Annotated in this window: 11 protein-coding genes; 8 read left to right on the forward strand and 3 right to left on the reverse strand. The window is 47.2% G+C overall.

What is annotated here, in order from left to right:
• The 3 genes from ACYVGO_RS21325 to ACYVGO_RS21335 form a co-directional block, all read right to left on the reverse strand.
• The coding region (locus ACYVGO_RS21325; RefSeq protein WP_460970995.1) for a DUF3823 domain-containing protein at nucleotides 1–732 on the reverse strand (732 nt) is incomplete at its 3' end.
• 12 nt (nucleotides 733–744) lie between these two features.
• Entirely contained in the window at nucleotides 745–2,535 is a 1,791-nt protein-coding gene (locus ACYVGO_RS21330; protein WP_460970997.1) for a RagB/SusD family nutrient uptake outer membrane protein, read from the reverse strand.
• Between the two features lie 12 nt (nucleotides 2,536–2,547).
• Complete coding sequence (locus tag ACYVGO_RS21335) at nucleotides 2,548–5,787, reverse strand: SusC/RagA family TonB-linked outer membrane protein (protein WP_460970999.1); 3,240 nt, start codon at nucleotides 5,785–5,787, stop codon at nucleotides 2,548–2,550.
• 380 nt (nucleotides 5,788–6,167) lie between these two features.
• Between ACYVGO_RS21335 and ACYVGO_RS21340 the strand changes: the two genes are divergently transcribed.
• From ACYVGO_RS21340 to ACYVGO_RS21375, 8 genes are all read left to right on the forward strand, one after another.
• Nucleotides 6,168–8,723, forward strand: coding sequence for a galactose oxidase (locus ACYVGO_RS21340; RefSeq protein ID WP_460971000.1), 2,556 nt, complete (start codon nucleotides 6,168–6,170; stop codon nucleotides 8,721–8,723).
• A 385-nt stretch (nucleotides 8,724–9,108) separates the two neighbouring features.
• Nucleotides 9,109–9,699, forward strand: coding sequence for an RNA polymerase sigma-70 factor (locus ACYVGO_RS21345; protein WP_460971002.1), 591 nt, complete (start codon nucleotides 9,109–9,111; stop codon nucleotides 9,697–9,699).
• Nucleotides 9,700–9,855: 156 nt separating this feature from the next.
• Nucleotides 9,856–11,097 (forward strand): FecR family protein, encoded by a 1,242-nt coding sequence (locus tag ACYVGO_RS21350; protein WP_460971004.1) that lies wholly within the window; start codon nucleotides 9,856–9,858, stop codon nucleotides 11,095–11,097.
• Nucleotides 11,098–11,271: 174 nt separating this feature from the next.
• Nucleotides 11,272–14,769: a TonB-dependent receptor gene (locus ACYVGO_RS21355; RefSeq protein WP_460971005.1), complete on the forward strand. Its 3,498-nt coding sequence runs from the start codon at nucleotides 11,272–11,274 to the stop codon at nucleotides 14,767–14,769.
• Between the two features lie 42 nt (nucleotides 14,770–14,811).
• A complete protein-coding gene (locus ACYVGO_RS21360) occupies nucleotides 14,812–16,344 on the forward strand; it encodes a RagB/SusD family nutrient uptake outer membrane protein (protein ID WP_460971006.1) in 1,533 nt (510 codons plus the stop codon).
• A 366-nt stretch (nucleotides 16,345–16,710) separates the two neighbouring features.
• A complete protein-coding gene (locus ACYVGO_RS21365; protein WP_460971007.1) occupies nucleotides 16,711–18,777 on the forward strand; it encodes a hypothetical protein in 2,067 nt (688 codons plus the stop codon).
• 280 nt (nucleotides 18,778–19,057) lie between these two features.
• Entirely contained in the window at nucleotides 19,058–21,238 is a 2,181-nt protein-coding gene (locus tag ACYVGO_RS21370) for an outer membrane protein assembly factor BamB family protein (RefSeq protein WP_460971009.1), read from the forward strand.
• A 13-nt stretch (nucleotides 21,239–21,251) separates the two neighbouring features.
• On the forward strand, nucleotides 21,252–22,238 hold the full coding sequence (locus ACYVGO_RS21375) for a hypothetical protein (RefSeq protein ID WP_460971011.1): 987 nt from the start codon (nucleotides 21,252–21,254) through the stop codon (nucleotides 22,236–22,238).
• Nucleotides 22,239–22,268 lie beyond the last annotated feature (30 nt).

Consider the following 22,268-nt stretch of genomic DNA (forward strand, 5'->3'; position numbering starts at 1 on the left):
GTTCATGTCACAAAGATCTGAACTAGGACAAAATGCCACTATTTTAATGCGTTTAACCTGGCCAACCCTAAAATAATAGTCTCCTTTCGGCAAATGGGTCTCTGCCCATCTAAATGTGAATGTTCGAGGGATGCCCACAATACTGGCATCGGTTGTTGCAGATGGAATATCCTGTCGCCAAAGGTTAATGAAATAACCGGACGTATTGGAACTAACGCTTTCATCGACAATGGCATAGTCATTGATCATGAAGATTATCTGCGAAATTTTTGTACTCGTATTAGCTGCCGGTTTAGTAATGGTATAGGTAAACGTACTATCGGATACACTTGCAGAAACCCGGTAAAACGGCGTTACCTTAAAATTTACCTCGGTTTTATTCCCGTTGGTGAGCGCTACAGTTGCCGAATCAGCGGGCTGATACAGAAAAGCACCGTCGCGCGGGAGGGCTTTGTATGTTCCGGCAAAAAACTGAGTTGACGAGAATTCGCCATTGGCTTTTAATTCAATATCAGTCGTTCCTGGATTCGGATATTTTACGTTATCCCATTGGATAAACCGCACGGTTCCTCCGCCTGGCTGCCGAAGTTGAAGCGGCTGGCCATTTTCAGCATCGGTCAGTTTACCATAGACCCCCGATTCGGGTTGAACAAAATTATCCCATTTAGCACACCCGCAGAGTGCAATGGGCAGTAGAGAAGAAAGTATACCTAGAAGTTGACGAGTTTTCATGGTTTGATCCGTTTAATAGCCAGGATTTCCGTTACCTAGTTTTGAGCCTGCTTTACTACGTTCGGCAGCGGGAATCTGGAAATAATAGTCCTTAGCCTGGTAGGTTTTCCCACCGCCATTCGGCGTTTTTTCTAAGACGTAATCCCTGGCATTGACGTCGTAGTAGATATAGAGACCCGTTGGAATCCAGCCGCTAAATTCAGTTGTTAACGTGCGCCATCTGCGTAAATCCCAGAACGTCCGGTTTTCAAAAGCCAGTTCGACCGAACGTTCTTTACGGATTTTGTCCCGGTCGATGGTCGTCAGAGGAGCTACACCGGCCCGCGTGCGGAGCTGGTTAATCGCATTCAGAGCTTCAGAAGCAGGTTTCTCTAATTCAAAAGCGGACTCTGCATAGTTTAGCAACACTTCGCCCAGCCGCATATCCAGCCAGTCCGTCTCTGACGACCAGTCTACGCATAAATTGGCGGGTCGGCTAGGATCTAAAAACTTTTTCTGCCAGAACGTAACTGCACCATTGTTGGAATTACCAGTCGCCCGAACTGAGTTAGCCGTTGGCGCTGCGACAATCTGCTTCTTATCAATGTCAAAATATTGATTGAGAGCCGTGCCATTATACTTCACACCGTTGTAAATAACACCCCGCTGGCCGGTGATCTCAGTCCCTTTGAACGGACTACCCGTCGAAATAACGGAACCAAAAAAGCGCGGGTCTTTATTTTTGAACACATCCTGCAGACTCTTGTAGTGTACGTAAGCAGTGGGCGTGCCAATGTTCAGTGTCCCAGGCGTACCATCCACATAATCAAATCGTTCGATCATATCCAATGTTGGTGTCATGCGGTTAGCATATCCGATGGGCGACTGAATCACTACAGGTAACGCCATCAAATCCTGCGAGTGCGTTCGGCGGGTCGATTCATAGTCCCAGCCTTTGCAGAAAATTGCTTCCGAGTTGCCCTGGAGTTCGTAGAAAAGCATCTGGAAATTCTGCGCCTTATCGGTCGGATACTTATTAAAGAGACTGTATTTCCCGTCGTCGATGATTTTTTTCGAGGCATCGTAGGAAGCCTGCAAATACCCATTCGCCTTTGCCGGGTCAATGCCGACCAATCCCTCTAATTGAACCGTTCCAAATTTGGCAATCGAACCGGCATGAAGCATGGTTCTCGACAATAATGCCAGCGCCACGTATTTATTGGCCCGTCCGTAAACACTGGTAGCGGGCAGATTGGCGACGGCAAAGTCAAGATCTGATTTAACCATATCCCAGACCTCCGCTTCTTTACTCCGGGGCAGGTTCAGGTCGGCTGTATTACCGTTGGTTATGGTTTGCGGCTCCAATAAAATGGGAACGCCCCCCCAGAACTTTACCAGTTCCTGATAATAATAAGCCCGTACGAATTTAGCCTCAGCAGTGTATGTGTTTTTAGTAGCCTCAGGAATATTGACCGATGCAATCTCTTTGATGAACGTATTGACGTTTCGGATGGCGCGGTACAGTTTTCCCCAGTTTTCATCATTGTTCGACGCATTGGTTGAGTTGGTGGTCTCCCAGGTCCAGTTGGAAGTATAGCCATCGCCGTTTGCCGGAAATTCACCAAACCGCCCGTTGCAAAAGCTGAAGTCTTCGATGGGTAAATCCTTGTACAGGGTGGCAAAGTAGGCTTCGACTGCTTCAGGGCTGTTGTACACCTGTTCGGGCGTTAACAGATCCACAGGTCGTTTATCCAGTAAGCTATCATTACAGGCATATAAACCACTGATGCATAGTAGGATAACGTATTTTTTTAGACTTTTCATCGTGATTACGGATTAAAAAGAAAGTTGGATACCCAGATTCAGGTTCATCGTCAGCGGGTAATTGTAGCTATATAGCCGGTCGTCGGTATATTCCGGATCAACAAAATCAAGCCCTTTCGACCAGGTATAGAGGTTATAGCCGTTGGCGAAAACCCGCAGCCCTCTGATGTGCGCCTTAGCCAACATGGCTTTGGGCAAACTGTAGCCAACTTCCAGGCTTTTTAGCCGTAGGTAGGTTGCATCGAACCGCCAGAATTCATTACTCTTGTAATTTTGACGTTGGCCAGTTGACGGGTATTTGCCTGGAATCCATTCACTGGCAGCATCGGCCACATTGGAGCGATGCCAGCGGTCGTTGAAGATGGATATGGGGTTGGCTGTTTGAAAATAGAAGGGTCTCGATAATTGATCCTGATAAGCCACCTGATACATAGTAGCACCCTGAAACAGAAGAGCCACATCGAAGCCTTTCCACGATAACGTGATATTCGTACCGAAATAAATGGAAGGCTTGCTCTGTCCACGTCCAATAACGGTTTCATCAAGGTTGTTGATAATCCCATCGCCGTTTAAGTCAACGTAGCGAATGTCGCCCGGCAGGATGGTTCGGTTGCCTGCTCCATCCATAATAGGCCAGTTTCGAATTTCCTCGTAGCTGGTAAACTGTCCATCCGTTTTATACCCCCAGACAATGTCGTTAAACCGCCCGGCATTCCGGTTACGCCAGTAATCATAATCGCTGTTAGCCGGTGTTTCTTCGCGGTACCGATACTGCGTCCGGGCATAACTCATGTTGGACGAGATCGAATAGCTGATCCCTTTAACTTTATTGCGGTGTCCCAGCACGATCTCAAATCCCTGCGTACGATCCTGATTTAGGTTTTCCTGGGGCAGGTTTACGCCATACGTGGCCGGAATGGTCGAAATCCGATCGGCGAGCAAGCCATCCCGGTCACGCCGGAAGACATCTGCTTCAAACGACACCAAGCCATTCCAGAAAGCGCCTTCGATACCGAAATCCGTTGTTGTAGAGGTATACCAGGTAATATTCGGGTTTGCCGAGTTTTTAAAGCCGAGACCACCCACGAATGTTGTCCCGAACTGGTAGCCGCTACTGGGATAGGTATAGCCAGTCAGGAACTGAAAAGAAGCACCCGAAATACCGTCATCGCCCAGAATCCCGTACGAACCACGTAGTTTCAGGTTGCTAATAAAGGGTGCGTTGTTGCGAATAAACGGTTCTTCAGATAGCCGCCAGCCAGCCGAAACATATGGGAAGAAGCCCCAGCGGCTGTTCTTTGGGAAACTGGATGAGCCATCGTACCGGAAACCGGCTTCGGCCAGGTATTTACTAGCGTAATCGTAATTCACACGACCCACGTAGCTCATATTGGCACTTGAGCTATAGCCAGATCCAATAGCGTCGGTTTTACGATTGCCAGCCACAAGTTGATCTACGGCGTCGATAATAAACTGCGTGTTGGCATTATTGCTGTTGTTCTCCCGATCAATCTGCTCATACAGACCCAGCGCACCCAGGGTATGCTTGCCGAATGTATGCTGGTAATTGAACGATAACTGAATATCGTTCCGTCGTCCCTGTCCAAATGCTTCGGTTAATCGGGAAGGCGCCAGGTGCGTATACGCCTTCTGAGCCAACTGATTTGTAACTGGATCAACTACATAGTCGTATTGATTATATTTCTTGGTAAACTGCTTTCGGAAGCTATAGTTGATATCGTACGCATACTGCGCTTTAACGCTTAATCCTTCGATGAAGGGGAGACGGTATGATAACTGGAAAGTTGAGGTCAGAAACTTTTCATCATTTTTGTTGTATCCACTATAAGTCTCCGAAAAATCGGCGATGGGGTGGCTCAGCGAACTTAGCGGTTGCCGTAAGTAGTTTGGGTCATTGTTTGAGTAGAGTGGTTCAGTTGGGTCCCACTGCCAGGTATTTTTTAATAACGCCCAGATAGCCTGACTTGGCTCTTTGCTAACAGAATTGATGAAGGCCAGATTGGCACCCATAGTTAGCCCTTTCGCCAATTCTGCATCGATATTTAAGCGCAGGTTGTATTTTTTACCGGTCATTATATCCGAATTGAACAAACCACCCTCTCCGAAATAACCTACTGATGTAAAATACCGAAGCTTATCGGTTCCCCCATTGATAGTCAGGTTATGCTGCTGCTGACCTGCCCGATCGCGCATAACAGCTTTCAGGAAATCCGTACTGGGTAATTTACCACTCTGAAAATCGGTTAGTTGCTGATCCGAATACTTAGGTGGGGTCATCTCCAGCCGGTTACTGATATTGTTGTTAATCTGCTGCTCGTTATAGAGAGTTGCGTACTGATAGGCATTCGACAGTTCCGGATAGCGGGTGATGATCTGCTGCCCATAATGACCTGTATAATTTACCTGCACTTTACCCTGGCTTCCTTTCCGGGTGGTTACCAGAATAACACCATTAGCTGCCTTTACACCGTAGATAGCCGCTGTAGCATCTTTCAGGACAGACACGCTTTCAATTTCGTTCGGATCTAAGCGATCGAAACCCGCTTTATCGCGCTGCACCCCGTCGACAATGATCAGTGGTCCGCCGGTCTGATTCCCATTGATGTCGTTGGGATCCGTATAACTAAAGCCCCGTATATCAATCTGTGAATCATATTTGCCCGGCTGACTGGATAACTGCGTAACCCGAACCCCCGGAGCCCGGCCCGTTAATGTGTTGGTTACGTCGCTGTTGGCGTTGATCACCAGTTCCTTGTTGGCAACGGTAGCAATGGCTCCGGTTACGTTCACTTTTTTCTGGACGCCATAGCCAACGACGACTATTTCATTCAGAGCCTTGGCATCTTCTTTCAGGGCTATATCGACACTGTTACGGTTTCCAACCTCAACTTCCTGTGATTCATAACCGACAAATGAAAAAACTAATACAGCCTGACCGGTAGGAACACTTAATGAGTACGTGCCTTTATCGCTGGTTGTGGTACCGCGGGTCGATCCTTTCAAGACAACGCTCACCCCTGGTAAAGCGCTTCCTTTTTCATCGGCGACTTTCCCCGTTATGGTTCGGTCCATGGGTGCACGGTTTAACGAGGCCCCTACTCCTCCGTTCGTTGGTGTTCCCGCAGCTACATCGGTCCGGCGAACCAGTAACTGCTGAGCTCCGACAGGCATCGCGAGTACACCATTTAGTAGTATGACGGCCCACATCGACTGACGAATTGCCCTCCTCATTCTTCGTTTAGTAGATAATTTTATTTGCATAAACCCGGATTTATTTGGATTAAACATGGCACGAAGAACGCCGGAGGAGATTAAAAATATCTTAATAAAAGCTTAATAATTAGACTTAAAAGCTATATTTTGTGAATTTTCTTATTAGTTCCAGTGCGTACTGTTCATTTTGATAGCTAATGAATATCCGGTAAATTAGAGCCTCTATGGGATAGAGCAGTGCCTATACTTACACGTTCAGTAGAAAGCAACAAACCAGCCCTTAGCTTTCCCGTTATAGAAGCTGAATACGAGTAGCAACTAAAAGAACTTTGACAACCCATCGATATATATATCATCGATTCGTACGTACTATCACGTACTGCGTAGTTGTGCTATTGATGGCTTCGACCACCATCAATGCCCAATCGTATGGCTTACATTTTGTAGGACATGAAGAAATCCAGGATAGTCGTACCTCACTGAATCTTACCCCTGACCATCCGCTGTGCCTTAAAGGCAATGTCGAGGTTTCGTTTGATCTGATGCTAGTCCCCAATTATCAAACGTACTTTGGCTATATCTTCAGAATTATTCAGGACGATAACCAGAATCTTGACCTCCTGTATGATCAGAAGTCCAGGAGTTTCAAACTCATTATTGGTGGTCGTTTGGCCCAATCGGTTATCCAGATCGATTCAGCGAAACTGTTTAACCAATGGAACCACTTTACCATCAACTGGAATCTAACCCAGCGATCGCTGCTGGTGTCTGTCAACAATACACCGATCATCAGGGATCATGTAGCTTTTAAGGAAAGCGGGTGTTTTAAACTGTTTTTTGGCAGCAATGAGTTTGGGCAATTCAAGTCGAAGGACTTGCCTCCCATGAATATCAAAGACATTGTTCTGACAGAAAATGGTCGGCCAAAACACCACTGGCCGTTGCAGGAAGTAAACGGTGCCACAGCCAGAGATGAGGTTGGCGGGCTGACAGCCACGGTCAAAAACCCAGTCTGGATTAAATCGTTACATACTGCCTGGCAAAAGACGGATCAGTTCACCCTGAAGGGTTATGCGAATGTTGCTTTTGATCCCATTACTGAAACGGTTTACGTAGTTGGCTCCGATAAGCTGTATCAATACGTCGTTCCAACGCACCAGACCACCGTTCAGCGGCACAAAAACCCACCCCAAAATCTGCTTCGGGGTAGTCAGGCCATTTATAATCCATTGACTGGTCGGCTCTACAATTTTTTCGTGGATCAAAAGTCCGTCTACAGTTGTAATCCTTCTGTCGGAGACTGGCTTGTGGAGACCAGTACGCCAAACGCGATCAAGGTAACTGAATACTGGCACGCGAATAAATTCATTTCCCGATTTGATTCGTCACTCTACATTTTAGGTGGTTATGGTCAGTTAACCTACAAAAACCGTATTCTGCGCTACCATTTTGGCACTAGAAGCTGGGATACACTTACTTCAAACGCTAGTGTCTATACGCCACGTTATCTGGCCGCTTTAGGAACAACTTCTTCGAATGACACGGCTTATGTACTGGGAGGATACGGAAGTCTAACGGGCGAGCAAATGCTTAACCCTAAAAACTCGTATGATTTACTGGAATATCTGGTCAGGAAAAATACTTTCCGAAAGGTTCATGAGTTAAACCTTCCTAAAACGGATTTTGCTTTTGCCAATTCGTTGATGATCGATGCAAAATCGAAGCAGTACTACGGCCTTATCTTTCCTAATCAGCAGTTTAAGGCTCAGTTGCAGTTGATTCGGGGGTCGTTGACTACGCCAACGTACGAAGTGGTGGGAAACCCTATTCCTTATTCGTTTCACGATATTCACTCATACGCTGATTTATACTACTGTCCAGTCAGCCAAAAATTACTAGCCGTTACGTTGTATCAAAACGAGGAGAACAATACAACAGACGTAAAACTGTATTCGATTTCCTTCCCCCCTGACGCTCTGAATGTGCAGGCGCAGCAGGATGAATCGGCAACACTTCTTTATGGGTGGCTCGCTTTGGCGATTTCGATAGTGGGAGGAACGATCTTCCTATACGTCCGGCGACGTCGCCGATTAGTAAGCAAGCAGCAGGAACCAGATTCGCCACCTGTCCAACAACAGCCGTTACCAGTCGATACATTGCCGCAACCAACGTTGCTGATAACGCCGGAAATTCCATTAGCTCGTTCGCCCTTGTCAAAGGAACCCGCGTTGATATCCAGCATTTTCTTTTTTGGCAACTTTCAGGTACTGGATCACTCAGGCATCGATATAACCAAATCGTTCACCCCCTTACTGAAAGAACTTTTTCTACTGCTGTCCCTCAACAGCCTTGGTAAACAGCGGGGCGTAGCCTCTGAAAAACTGAATGAAATTCTCTGGCCTGATAAGTCGGGCCGGGAAGCCAGTAATAATCGCTCGGTTAACATTACGAAACTGCGAAATCTGTTAGAGAAGGTTGAGTTTTGTTCGCTGTCAAAGGAGTCTGGCTACTGGAAAATAGAATTCAATTTTAACCAGCAACTGTATGTCGATTATGAACGGTATACGGCCATTATCAATGACAAAACCATTCTGACGAAACAGGCCATTATTGAGTTAGGCGAGATTACGAAACGGGGGCCTTTCCTTCAAAATACGGAGTATTACTGGTTAGACGATTTCAAAGCTGATATTTCGAACAAGATTATTAATACATTTCTAAAGTATGCCAATACATTAACGATCAGCGAGGAGCCGGAGCTTTTAATCCAGATTACAAATTTCATTTTCGATTATGATCCCGTTAGTGAAGACGCCATCATTCTGAAATGTAAAGCCCTGTCGTTAATGGGTAAGCATACGCTGGCCAAGAATACCTTCGAGCGATTTATTCGGGACTATAAAGCCATCTATGGCGAAGAATACGAACAATCTTTCTCAGCCATTATCGACTAAAACGTACTGCGCTCAATCCCTTTCCGAAAAAGAAACAACTGCTTCTGTCAACGCTCTCTAGCGCACTAACCTGGCCCCGGTTCAGGCTGGTGCGCTAGAGCGCATTAGCGCATTTTAACGAGCGTGTTTTTAAAAATTAAGGTTTTATTAAGATTTTATTAAGGTACCTCACTGTACTTAGTGCCGAATTAATCCAGAAAAATAATGGATTTTTGAAATTATTCACGCAGAATAGGCTGAATAGTATCATTTTCAATCAGGTTCATAGAATGACCGCAAACTGCTTCTGCTAAGTTAATTCGGCGTTAAAAACTGTATCCCTTATCAACTAGCCGCAAGTATTAAACCAGTAATTCTGCTTTTTCTACGTAAAATTCACCTTATTATGAGTGTGCTAAAGCAACTGACCTCGGCAAAAAAAAGTCCAGTGGCGGCTTCGGAGTCGCTGGAGCTGGACTCTCTTTTTAAAGAATTCTATGATCGACTTGTCTACTTTTCAGTACAACTAATACGGGACCAGGCACAGGCGCAGGACATCACGCAGGATGCGTTTATCAAATACTGGCAGGAACGAGAGGCCATATTTCCCAATAAAGTGGCCATCAAAAACTACTTATACAGCACCGTGCGGAATGCCAGTCTGAACGTGATCCGGCATAACAAGGTCGTTGACGACTATCAGGAACAGCATAGGCCATCGGAATCGGAAGAACTGACCATTATGGATGCGATCATATCTTCTGAAGTCATGGCTGAACTTCATTCGGCCATTGAAGCATTGCCCGCTAATTACCGCACTATCTCCGAGATGAGTTATCTGGAAGGCAAAAAAAATCAGGAGATTGCCGATGAGCTAGGCATGTCGATTAACACCGTCAAGAAACAAAAGCAACGGGCGCTTGAATTACTTAGAATGCGCCTTTCACCGGAGGTGTTTGCTATCTTACTCACCATCGGGAGTGTCCATATGATGTAATTTTTTGTCATGCTGACAAAAAGTTACATCATATGGACACTGGAACTAGCGTCAATTTTGCCCTCTCTTTCGCTAGGCCCAAAAAAATAGATTAAAATTTATATTCGCTTTATCCTATTTCCTGGTTTGCGTGTCTCTATGGAGTAAAGCAATGCCATGGAAAATTATAGCCGTTATTTTAGACAGGGTGATCTGATCGCTAAATACCTCAAGGGGGAACTCAGTGATCAGGAACGGGAAGAGCTGGATGATTGGATTGCCCAAAGCGATCATAATCAGACTCTATTTACCAGATTAACTCAGGAAGCGACTATTAATACTGAACTGGGCAAATTCGGTTTGGCCGACAAAACAGAAGCCTGGGAGAAAATAGTATCCGAAACAGGCTATAATACGCCAGACCACAAATCGTATATAGGTAGCCGTTTACTCCGTTACGCAGCAGCCGCTGCCGTTGTCATTATTGCGGGACTACTCCTCTATCCCTTCAATAACCCATTGCGGCCCACTACCCAAGTGGCCGAAAAACCAACTGATTTCGCCCCCGGCAGTAACAAGGCCGTTCTGACATTAGCTGATGCGTCGAAAATAATTCTGGACGATGTAGCAGATGGGCAAATTGCCCGACAAGCTGACGTATTGATTACCAAAACTGCTGATGGACAGCTGGCTTATGCAGAAAGTTCAGCAACTACTTCAAGCAAAGCAGCTACGGTGCCGTCCGGCTATAACACCATTACCACCCCTCGCGGTGGGAAGTTTCGGATTATCCTTCCTGATGGAAGCAAAGTCTGGCTCAATGCGGCTTCATCTCTGAGATATCCTACAAAATTCACGGGTAACGAGCGAACTGTAACGCTTATGGGCGAAGCGTATTTTGAAATAATGCCCCTGAAAAACGCTTATAAGCAGGCTATGCCTTTCCGGGTACGTTCAGCCAGTCAGGTTGTGGAAGTGTTGGGCACGCATTTCAACATCAACAGCTATGCCGACGAAAGCAGTGTGAAAACGACTTTGCTGGAAGGCAAAGTGAAGGTTATCAAGACAAGCCCAAGTCGGGCAGAAAGTTCAGCAGAAATTATCCTTAAACCTGGCGAACAGGCTCAGTTAACAGCCGACGCCAAGCGCAGGCTTAATCTGGTTCCGGCAGCAGACCTGGAAGAAGCAGTGGCCTGGAAGAACGGGCAGTTTCAGTTTAAAGACACCGACCTGCCTACCATCATGCGGCAGATTTCCCGCTGGTACGATGTTGAAGTTGATTTTCAGGGTAAGCTTCCCGACACAAAATTTAGAGGTAAGATTTCAAGGGATGTACCGCTCTCCCAAATTTTTCAGATTCTCCAGTTAAGTGGTATCAACTTTAAAATAGAAGGCAGAAAAATAACCGTAAAATCCTGATCGACAATCGCTAAACCGGGCCAGGCTCGGAATAGCCCCAGAGTTTTCCATAAAAAAAGCCGGAACGTGTTGCGAGCACTTCCGGCAAAAGCTGGGATTTCTCTGTCAAAAAAACAGAAAAGCAAAACCTGTTGACGTACAAGTTTTTACCAACCCCAAAACCAGCATAAAAGTATGAATTATTCTACTTTTTACCTACGACTGTGCCAGCCAGAATCATGGGCACAGCTTAGGCACCGAATGACTCCCCGATTCATCTACATGAGTCGGGATACGAAACGCAAATGGATTATGCGCCTAAATTTTATCAGCATATTCTTACTAATCGCCTGCCTGCATGTATACGCGGCCAGTTATAGCCAGTTAATTTCAATTAATGAACGGAATGCACCGCTTGAAAAAGTACTGGATAAACTGGAAAAACAGAGCGGTTATTCCTTCTTTCTGCAAACGAATTTGCTAACCAGTAGCAAGCGGGTTACGGTTAGGCTGAAAAATACGCCGTTGGAAACGGTTCTGGAAGAAGTATTTAAGAACCAGCCACTAAGCTATTCCATCGTTAGCAAAACCATTGTTATTAAAAAGAAGGAAAGCGCCACTACCCTTAAACCCGTTAGTGAGGTACCGACGCTTTTTCCCGACGCTAAAGCTGGGCTGAAACTGGATGCCAGTGCGGAATTTGAGCGAAAAACAATCGAACAACTGGTTGGTCGCGTGCAGACTATCCGGCCCTTATTAATTCCGATCATTGGTAAAGTCACCGACGAAAAAGGCGAAGGGTTACCAGGTGTGAGTATCGTTATCAAAGGAACGCAACGCGGAACCACAACAGATCCAAGAGGGCAGTTCCAGCTTGAGATCCCCGACCGATCGACTACGCTGGTTTTTAGCTTTGTCGGTTATGAATCGCAGGAGGTTAAGCCGGGCGATCAGGCTACCCTAAATGTAACCTTAAAGGTCAGCGAGCGCGGTTTACAGGAGGTGGTCGTTGTTGGTTATGGAGAACAACGCAAAAGCGACGTAACAGGTGCTACCAGTACGGTAACAGCCAAAGAAATTGCCAAGCGCCCGCTGGTACGGGTCGAACAGGCGTTACAAGGCACTACCTCCGGGGTTGTTGTCGCTAGCAGCAGTGGGCAGCCGGGCCGTGGCCTAAGTGTCCGTATCCGGGGAGCCAACTCCATAACGGGTTCTAATGAGCCTTTATATGTTATCGACGGCTTTATCGGCGGAAACATTGAGTCGCTCAATCCGAATGATATTGAATCGCTCGAAATTCTAAAGGATGCTTCGGCAACGGCGATTTATGGGTCCAGGGGGTCAAACGGCGTCGTTCTCATCACCACCCGGTCGGGTCAGGAAGGCAAAGCCAAGGTTAATTTCAGCACCTGGTTCAGCAAAGGCATGATGCCCAGAGAACTATCACTGATGAATGCTTATGACTTTGCGCGGACAGTCAATACGCAGTTTGCTTCGACGGGCAACCCGCCTGCCTTTTCGGATGATCGGCTCCAGCAACTGAAAGCCAACGGCGGTACCGACTGGCAGCGTGAACTTCATCAGGAGCCGCTCATTCAAAACTACCAGATTGATTTATCAGGTGGTACGTCGGGTGTGCGGTATCTGATTTCAGCTAATTACCTCGATCAGCCTGGTTTAATTCTCAACCAGTATTACAAACGGGCCACCTTGCGGGCAAATATCGACGCCAAGATCAACGAAAAGATCAACCTGAAATTTAACGTAGCGGCCGTAATCCCCCAGAATCGGAACACGAACTATTCGGGCGATCTGACCGATCCGTTCACGCAGGCAACCGAATGGGACCCAACCTCGCCAGTGCGCGATCCAACAACAGGCGCGCTCGTGTATACAGCCCCCTATGCCTCCATCCAGTACAGTCCCGTAGCGCGGGCACTCGGTCAGTTCGATGAAGGCCGGAACACAAACATTGCGGGAACCGGTATACTAACGTACCAGATTCTGAAAGGACTGACGTTCACAACGAATACGACCTATCAGATTTCCTCCCCATTTAACCAGACGTTGTTTGGACCGGGGACAGGCAATGGGGTCTTGTATGCCCAAGTTAATTCGTCCAGAAACTGGAATTTCCAGAACAGTAACTTCCTGACCTACAAAGGCAATTTTGGCGATCATGCCGTTACCGTAACAGCGCTGTACGAACAGCAACAGGGGCAGGGTATGTCGGCAACAGCCCGTGCCAACAGCCTGTCTACTTACGCGCTGGGATACTACAATTTGAGTCTGGGTGGAACACAGCAGACCTCTTCCGGCTATTCTGCCGACGCCCTGCAATCGTATATGGGGCGGGTCAACTATGCCTACAAGGAGAAGTACTTACTCACCGCCAGCGTTCGTGTCGATGGTTCGTCGCACCTGACCGAGAAGTATAGTACCTTTCCTTCTCTGGCGCTGGCCTGGAATCTGTCGAAAGAGAGCTTCCTGCAAACTTCTAAATTGTTTTCAGACCTGAAAATCAGGACAAGTTATGGGCAAACGGGCAATCAGGCTGTAGGTGCCTATGCCACCATTGCGCAAATAACCACGGGTGGAAGCCAGCCAGCTTATTATTACGATGGCAAGACCCCTAGTGTAGCAACGCCACTCGGCGCGCCCGTATCCAATAGCCTGAAATGGGAAACCACTTCCCAATATGATGCGGGTATCGACGCGTCGTTCCTGAACGGTCGCTTACGATTTACCGCCGATGCATATTTGAAAAACATTTCCAACCTCTTGTATAGCTACCAGGCTCCTTTCTATTTAGGTGGCGGCAACTACTTAAGAAACATTGGTAGTGTTGAAAACAAGGGGCTCGAATTTTCGCTCAGTGGCACACCCATTGCTGCGGGGAAACTCCGCTGGACTAGTAATTTCAACATCTCCTTTAATCGCAATAAGGTAACCGATCTGGGAGGTCTCGACAATGTGATCGTTAACGGCGTTGGCTCTGCCCTGAACAGTGCCTCCATTCTGCGGGTTGGTCGCCCACTGGGTGAGTTTTATGGGTATCAATTTCTGGGAACCTGGAAAACGAGCGAAGCCGATCAGGCAGCCCAGTTTGGAATGAAACCAGGTGACGCCAAATATGTGGATGTCAACGGCGATCATGCTTACACAGCGGCCGACAGGGTACCGATCGGTAATGGAACGCCTAACTACTCATTTGGTTTCATCAATGACGTCAGCTACGGCAATTTCACCCTTAGCTTCATGTTCCAGGGAACGCACGGCAACCAGATTTACTCACAGACACTGGCGTACCTGTGGGGTGGCCTGGGTGACCAACGGAACGCGACAACCACCGAAGCGCTGAACATCTGGACAGCCCAAAATCAGACCGACAATCCGGCCTTCAGCAATACCAGCAAGAACTTCAATAACAGTAGCCGTTACGTGTATGATGGCAGCTACACCAAGCTGAAGAACCTGTCGCTTACCTATCGGGTGCCTGATAATCTGTTGAACAAGGCGAAAATTCGCAACCTCGAAGTGTACGTGAGTGGTCAGAACCTCTTCATGATCACCAAATACCCTGGCTATGATCCTGAAGTATCGAATGGAACGAACGCCATCACACAGGGACTCGAAATGGGTGTTATACCAAACCCAAAAACGTATACGATTGGCGTACGCCTTGGCCTATAAGTACTGTTTGTACGATTAAACATTCAATCAGAAGACAAAACCATGAACACCAAATATTCCTTATTCCTTGTCTTTCTTGCCTTGATTTTGGTTAGCGGCTGTCAGAGTTTACTTGAAGACCCCAAAGGCAGTTTGACACCCGGAACCTATTTTAAAACCCAGTCGGATCTGGATGCATCCGTATCGGCTATCTATATTCAGTTTGCGCGGGATGGTGCCTGGGGATTTACCAACCGAAGTACATCTTATTTCGGCTCGGATGACTTTACCACCGACCCCGGCCTGAATAAAGAAGATTTCCGGCTCTTTGACCGCCTGAGTGGTGGTAGTGGCAACGGCAGTCTGGTTGCTCAATGGCAAGGCCCCTGGCAGGGAATCTATCAGGCGAACAACGTAATCGCTAATTACGCGAAAGTGGGCTCTACAGATGTCCTGAAAAATCAGGCAGCGGGTCAGGCGTATTTCTTGCGGGCCTTAGGGTATTTTTATCTGGTTCGAACATTTGGGCCCGTCCCGATTATTCTGACCCAGATCGATGTAAACGACCGCCCTCCGCGTGATCCGGTCGACAAAGTGTACGCAGCTATCATCAGCGATTTACAGAAAGCGAAGGAGCTGTTGCCCATTTCATTCCCGAACCAACCGGGCAAGGCGAACCAGATGGCCGCCCGCTCACTCCTGGCCGATGTGTACCTGAGCATGACGGGCTGGCCACTTAACCAGGAGAGTAATTACAAACTGGCGGCCGATGAAGCGAATTCGGTCATGCAATCGGGTGTCTATAACCTCAATACGCCTTACGCAACCGTGTTCACGACCAACAATAGCTCCGAGTCTATTTTTGGTTTCCAGTACAATGTAAGCGGGGGGCTTCCGCTTCGGAGTGCAGGGTCTTCTTCTGTACCGCTCGATGAAATCGCAACGAACGGATCAAGTGGCTGGGATGATTACTATCCGGAAATCAATTTCTATAAAAATGCACCCAAATGTTCCCGGACGGATGCAACGTTTTATACGACGATCAAATTACGCCAGCCCGATGGAAAAACGTTTAAGCTGGTTCCCTGGGACTCACCCGAAACGCACGCTGGTCACCCCTATTACAAGAAGTTCCGGGCGGGTTTAAATGGCGATGGCGTGTCGGAAACCGAAACGACCATAGATGCCATCAATCCGAGTACGAACAAAGTGTACGATGTCATTCGCTATCCACAGGTGCTGTTAATCTATGCCGAAGCATCAGCCATGGCCGCCGGTGGGCCAACCGCAGCAAGCTATAGCGCCATCAATCAGGTACGGAAACGGGCAGGTTTGCCCGACCTGACGACAGGCCTTTCGGCGACTGCTTTCCGGGATGCGGTTGTGTATGAACGGGCCTATGAATTTGCGGGCGAGTTTGGTGTGCGGTGGTTTGATATTGTTCGGTTACAGCTACTGCCTCAGATTGTAGCCGCCCGAAGTTCGGCCGAAAATCCAATTCCGGCGAATACAAATTTCGCCCAGAAATACTTAGCCCCCATCCCAGTGAACGAAATGTCCAGGAATCCGACCTGGACGCAGAATGACGGCTATTAAGTGCTCATTACCCCCAATCCTCTAAAGGGGGCTTAGGTCGAGAATAGTCAACCAGAACTCTCTTTAGGGCAGGGCTGTTAAGTGCTAACTTTTTAACCCCGAAGGGGTGGAATGGTTGTAGAAAAAAGGGGATCAAATCGTACAGAACCCCGTAGGGGTGATATAAAGAGTTTATATGTCACCCCTACGGGATTGGAACTTAACAGCCCTGCCCATTAGGGGTGGGGATGATAAGAGAAACTACTGGAAAGCGGTATTACGCATTCATTATAGGTTGGCTTGGAAAGCATAGTGGAATTTCTGCTATGCTTTTTACAAACTAAGGGTATTTTCAAGGAAGACATTTTGATTTTTACTACGTTACAGATGAATGCGCTGAAAGAATATACTCCTCCCGCAAAGCCATCTCCCCGGCGAGTAGTACTCTATAAAATTACGGCTATTTTACTTCCGTTTTTTTTACTAGGGTTAATTGAAATTATACTGCGTGTTTTTCATTACGGCCATAACGTCAATTTATTTATTGAATACCCAGAAGACAAAGCGTATTACGTATTAAACCCTGATGCCTCTAAACGATATTTTACGAATCAAAAAATCGCCACTACCGGAAATAGTGAACCCTTTAAAAAGAAAAAAGACGAGAACACCTTACGCATTTTTATCCTGGGCGAATCGACTACAATAGGCTATCCTTATTTTCACAACGGCTCATTTCATCGATGGCTTCAATATCGCTTAACCCACACGTTTCCCAATCGAAATTTTGAGATTATCAATCTCTCATTGACAGCCGTAAATTCGTATACCGTCTTTGGTTTTGCCAAAGAACTCATCAATTATGAACCAGACGCTGTTCTGATTTATACTGGGCACAATGAATACTACGGGGCGCTGGGTGTTGGTTCAACCGAGCGCATTGGTGGCAATCCGCAACTGGTAGACCTGATTCTATACCTACGCCAGTTTCGACTTGTGCAGTTGCTGACCAATAGCTACGAAACGCTACAGCGCATGGCCGGAGGAGACAAATCGAGTTCAGGCGGTACGCGCATGAAGCTGATGGTTGCTGATCAACAGATTCCTTATGGTTCAGATCTGTATGGGCGAGGTGTAGAACAGTTTCGCCGGAACATGGATCGAACCCTTCAATTGCTCTCAGACCAAAGCATTCCGGTTTTCGTCAGCAATCTGGTCAGCAATGAAAAAGACTTGAAACCATTTGTTAGTTTTCCTGTCAGCAAGCGTGTTTCCTCCGAATTTAACAAGAAGTACAACCTCGGATTGAATGCCCTTACAACAGGTAATCTGCCAGTCGCTTATTCATATTTCAAGGCGGCCAATCAGTTGAATAACACCCACGCGCTGTGTACGTACTACCTGGGGCGAACAACTTATTTGCAGGGTGATTTCGTTGAGGCAAAACGACTTTTCTCGCGGGCAAGAGACTTAGATGGCCTGCGATTCCGGGCGCCTGAATCATTCAATGGCATTCTTAGTCAGTTATCTCAGCAATACAAATACACGCATCTAGTAGACGCTAAAGCCCTTTTTGAAGCCTATTCAGCCAACATGATTATTGGTGATGAGTTGATTTTAGAACACGTTCATCCTGATCTGAAAGGCTATGCCTTATTGTCGGAGGTATTTTATGAAGCGCTGAAAAAAGGGAAGCTTATTACAGTTAACGATAAACAGGAAATGAGCTTTGCCCAGCTACTTCATGATATGCCTATTACGAAAGTAGATTCGCTGGCGGGTTTATATAAAGTAGCCAATCTCAAACGGAACTGGCCGTTTAATGAAGTCATGTCGGCGCAGTCGTTTCGAGTTGAATCGGTTGAAGAGAAACTGGCTTATGGCCTGATGACGCAGCAAACGACCTGGGATGAAGCTTTGCGTAATTTGTATGATTTTTACATGCGCAGTAGTGCGTTGAGTAGCGCACGGAAAGTAGTCGAAACGCTGGCACTGGAATACCCGACTGACGCCCGCTATTATGAAAAGGCAGCTATGCTCAGTGGAGAACTGAACGATCAGGAAACGGCTATTTTCTATTTCAAAAAAGCATTTGCATTAGCCCCAACCTTCGACAAAGCACGGTATCTGTTTGTGCTTTATCTCCAACTTGATCGACCTCAGGAAGCCATGCCGTATCTGGATTATGCCATTCAGAACAACCAATCCCGATTTGATTTAAATTCGGTTAAAACCAATATCGAACAGATTATTTCTCTCGAACAACGCGCTGTTGTTGAGCCTGCCAACGTGTCGATTTTAACTCAAATTGCCAGTGCCTATTATCGTATGGATAATAAGAAAGGAACATCAAACTACGTACAAAAAGTTTTAAAGATTGATCCTACTAATAAAGAAGCATTAGCTCTATCCGCACAGCTCAACTATAGCCATCAAGAAAGTAGGCGAAAGTAGTTTTTGTCATGCTGACGCAGGAAGCATCTTAAAGTTTCCTTACTATCAAATTAGGATACCTTAAGATGCTTCCTGCGTCAGCATGACAAAAAAATATATTCTGACAAAATCAATTTTAAAGCAGGCCCTATTATTCTTCTTATTGACAAAAATTTTACGCAAACTACACTCGTTCTTTATCCACTTTCCTTCTTCATGTGTCTTTATATAGAAATCGACATTTGCTCTTTTCTAACTGGGCACATTCTTAAAAAATACATAACAATACACGCTGATTTCTATGATTCGATTGGACCGAAAAGGGGCAATCCTTGGACTAGTAGTGGGTAGCGCGTTTGCCGCCAGCATGGTGACAGGCGAAGGCCCTCTATCGACGGGTAAGGACTGGCCCAATTACGGAGGGAATAAAGCGGGAAATCGGTACTCACCACTGACCCAGATTAACACCCGGAACGTAACAAACTTACAGGTTGCCTGGATGTATGATGCTGCTGAAAAGCCCGACGCCAACGGTCGTCGGCGTGATCGGGCTATCCAGTGCCAGCCTATTGTCGTGGACGGGATTCTATACGGTACTACACCGGATCTGAACCTATTCGCCCTGAAAGCAGGTACTGGTGAACAACTCTGGCGGTTTGAACCGTCACGGAACGATCGGCGCAACTCGAACCGGGGCGTTGTGTACTGGCAAAGCGGGACCGATAAGCGGATTCTGTATACGGTTGGCTCCAGCTTGTATGCTATCAATGCAGCAACAGGTGAGTCTATTTCCAGTTTCGGCACCGACGGTAAAGCCGATTTGCATGAAGGCCTGCAAACCAATCTGGATCACGATGTGAGCAAGCTATCGGTGAATGCGACCTCGCCGGGGATTGTGTACCAGAATACGTTTATCATCGGATCGAGCGTATCGGAGTCGGGCGATGCAGCACCCGGCCATATTCGGGCGTTCGACGTAGTGACGGGCAAACTGAAGTGGGTATTTCATACGATTCCGCAGCCAGGTGAGTTTGGCTACGACACCTGGCCAAAAGATGCCTACAAGAAAATCGGGGCTGTGAATAACTGGAGTGGCATGTCACTCGATGACAAGAGGGGCGTCGTGTATTTTGGGACTGGCTCCCCCGCGTCCGATTTCTACGGAGGTGACCGTAAAGGCCAGAATCTCTTTGCTAACTGCATCATGGCACTAGAGGCCGAAACAGGCAAACTAAAGTGGTACTATCAGACCATTCACCACGACCTGTGGGATCGGGATCACCCCTGCCCACCGAATCTCATTACCCTGAATCGTAACGGGAAACGAGTCGATGCCGTTGTACAGACGACCAAAGATGGATTGGTGTATGTACTGGATCGGGATAAAGGCACGTCACTATTCCCAGTGGAAGAACGCAAAGTTCCGATCAATGGCTTACCTGACGAACATCCCTGGCCGACACAGAAATACCCTATTAAACCGCTACCGTTAAATCGGCAGGTGTATACTGAAGCGGATATTACCGATCTGTCGCCGGAAGCACATGCCTACGTAAAAGAGCGTTTCCTACAGCTTAAAACGGATAATAAGTTCGCTCCACCGTCCGAAAAAGGCACGTTGCTTTTTGGCTACAGTGGTGGGGCCGAATGGGGCGGCAATGCCATCGATCCGTCGGGGATTCTTTACCAGAATGTCAACGAAGAGCCCTGGGAACTGATCATGACCAAACGGGCTGACCTGGCGCAGCGTAACACACCCGTCACGGCTGGCAATGCATTGTATATTGCGAATTGTGCCGCCTGTCATGGTCAGGATCGACGCGGAAGTGGCCCCGAACTGCCTTCGCTTATCGATATTGGTAAAAGGCGCTCAGTCGATGAGATTAAAACCCTGCTAAAGACCGGCAGCGGTCGGATGCCTTCGTTTGGCCATCTGTCGGATAAAGATCGTGACGCACTTATTAGCTTTCTGCTGAATACCGAAACCGGATCGCCAAAGGTGGCTCAGGCTTCGACCAATACGCCTGTTTCAGCGAACAAGAGTGGCTTCCCCTATGTGCCAACCTACGTGAGTAAAGTCTGGCAACGCTTTACAGATAAAGAGGGCTATCCGGGTATTAAACCACCCTGGGGCACGCTGAACGCCATTGATCTGAATACAGGCGACTATCTCTGGCGGGTGCCGCTGGGCGAATACCCGGAACTGGCAAAGAAAGGTATTCCTACAACCGGTACCGATAGCTATGGTGGGCCACTGGCTACGGCAGGCGGTCTGGTGTTCATAGCAGGAACCAAGGATGAAAAGATTCGGGCATTCGACAAAAAAACGGGGAAGGTTGTCTGGGAATACCAGCTTCCGGCGGGTGGTTTTGCAACACCCATCAGCTATGAGGTAAATGGAAAACAATACATCGTCATTGCTGCTGGAGGAGGAAGAGGTCAGAAACTTGGCGGAAACTACATCGCCTTTGTGTTGAAATAGAACGCTGATTTTTATGAAAACCGCTCTTTCACTCTTTCATTCTTTCGCTCTTTTCATTAGCCTAGCCCTTGGCCTAAAACCAGTTATCGATGTTCCCGAAACAGAGATTTCTAACGGGCTGGTTCATGCACAGTTGTACCTGCCTGATGGGGAGACTGGCTATTACCGGGGCACACGTTTCGACTGGTCGGGTGTCGTGGCCAGTCTGGATTACAAGGGGCATACGTATCATGGCAAGTGGTTCGACACGTATAATCCAACAACCCATGATGCCATCATGGGACCGGTCGAAGAGTTTGGCCCATTGGGGTACTCGACGGCTAAGCCGGGTGGAACATTTGTCAAAATTGGTATTGGAAGTCTGATCCGGTCCGACGAGAAACTGTATAACTCATTTAAATTTTATACCCTGGCCAATTCGGGTAAATGGGCTATAAAAAAGAAAGCCGATCAGGTGCAGTTTACGCACACACTTGCCGATAGCACGTACGCCTACGAGTACCAGAAAACGCTGAAACTCACCAAGGGTAAACCCGAACTGGTGATTACGCACAGCCTGAAAAATACGGGAAAGCGTCCGATTGAAACGACCGTCTATAACCACAACTTTTTCGTCATTGACCAACAGCCAACGGGCCCGACATATTCTGTCACGTTACCGGCAACCAATCTTTCCACCGAAGGTGGCAAAGGTCTGAATGACCTGGTCAAACTTCAGGATAACCAGCTTAGCTACCTGCGCGAGTTAGGCAAACGCGAGCAGGCTTATTTCCCCAATCTCACTAACGGAAAATCAGTGAGTTACGCCCTTGCCGTCGAAAACACAAAAACCGGAGCAGGTGTAAACGTAACCGGTGATCGGCAGATTGACCGATTGGTGTACTGGTCTTCGGCCACGACGGTTTGCCCAGAACCTTATATCAACCTGAATGTGGAACCGGGCAAAACCATTACCTGGCAGATTACCTACCAGTATTATATAAAAGACCCGTCAAAATAATACCCTAACTGAACTAATTTCTAGACCATT

The sequence above is a fragment of the Spirosoma migulaei genome (genome assembly GCF_054776855.1).

Coding starts and splice junctions, on each gene's coding strand:
- ACYVGO_RS21350 (WP_460971004.1), top strand. CDS start 9,856: ATGGAAAATTATAGCCGTTATTTTAGACAGGGTGATCTGATCGCTAAA.
- ACYVGO_RS21375 (WP_460971011.1), top strand. CDS start 21,252: ATGAAAACCGCTCTTTCACTCTTTCATTCTTTCGCTCTTTTCATTAGC.
- ACYVGO_RS21345 (WP_460971002.1), top strand. CDS start 9,109: ATGAGTGTGCTAAAGCAACTGACCTCGGCAAAAAAAAGTCCAGTGGCG.
- ACYVGO_RS21340 (WP_460971000.1), top strand. CDS start 6,168: ATGGCTTCGACCACCATCAATGCCCAATCGTATGGCTTACATTTTGTA.
- ACYVGO_RS21330 (WP_460970997.1), bottom strand. CDS start 2,535: ATGAAAAGTCTAAAAAAATACGTTATCCTACTATGCATCAGTGGTTTA.
- ACYVGO_RS21370 (WP_460971009.1), top strand. CDS start 19,058: ATGATTCGATTGGACCGAAAAGGGGCAATCCTTGGACTAGTAGTGGGT.
- ACYVGO_RS21360 (WP_460971006.1), top strand. CDS start 14,812: ATGAACACCAAATATTCCTTATTCCTTGTCTTTCTTGCCTTGATTTTG.
- ACYVGO_RS21355 (WP_460971005.1), top strand. CDS start 11,272: ATGAATTATTCTACTTTTTACCTACGACTGTGCCAGCCAGAATCATGG.
- ACYVGO_RS21365 (WP_460971007.1), top strand. CDS start 16,711: ATGAATGCGCTGAAAGAATATACTCCTCCCGCAAAGCCATCTCCCCGG.
- ACYVGO_RS21335 (WP_460970999.1), bottom strand. CDS start 5,787: ATGAGGAGGGCAATTCGTCAGTCGATGTGGGCCGTCATACTACTAAAT.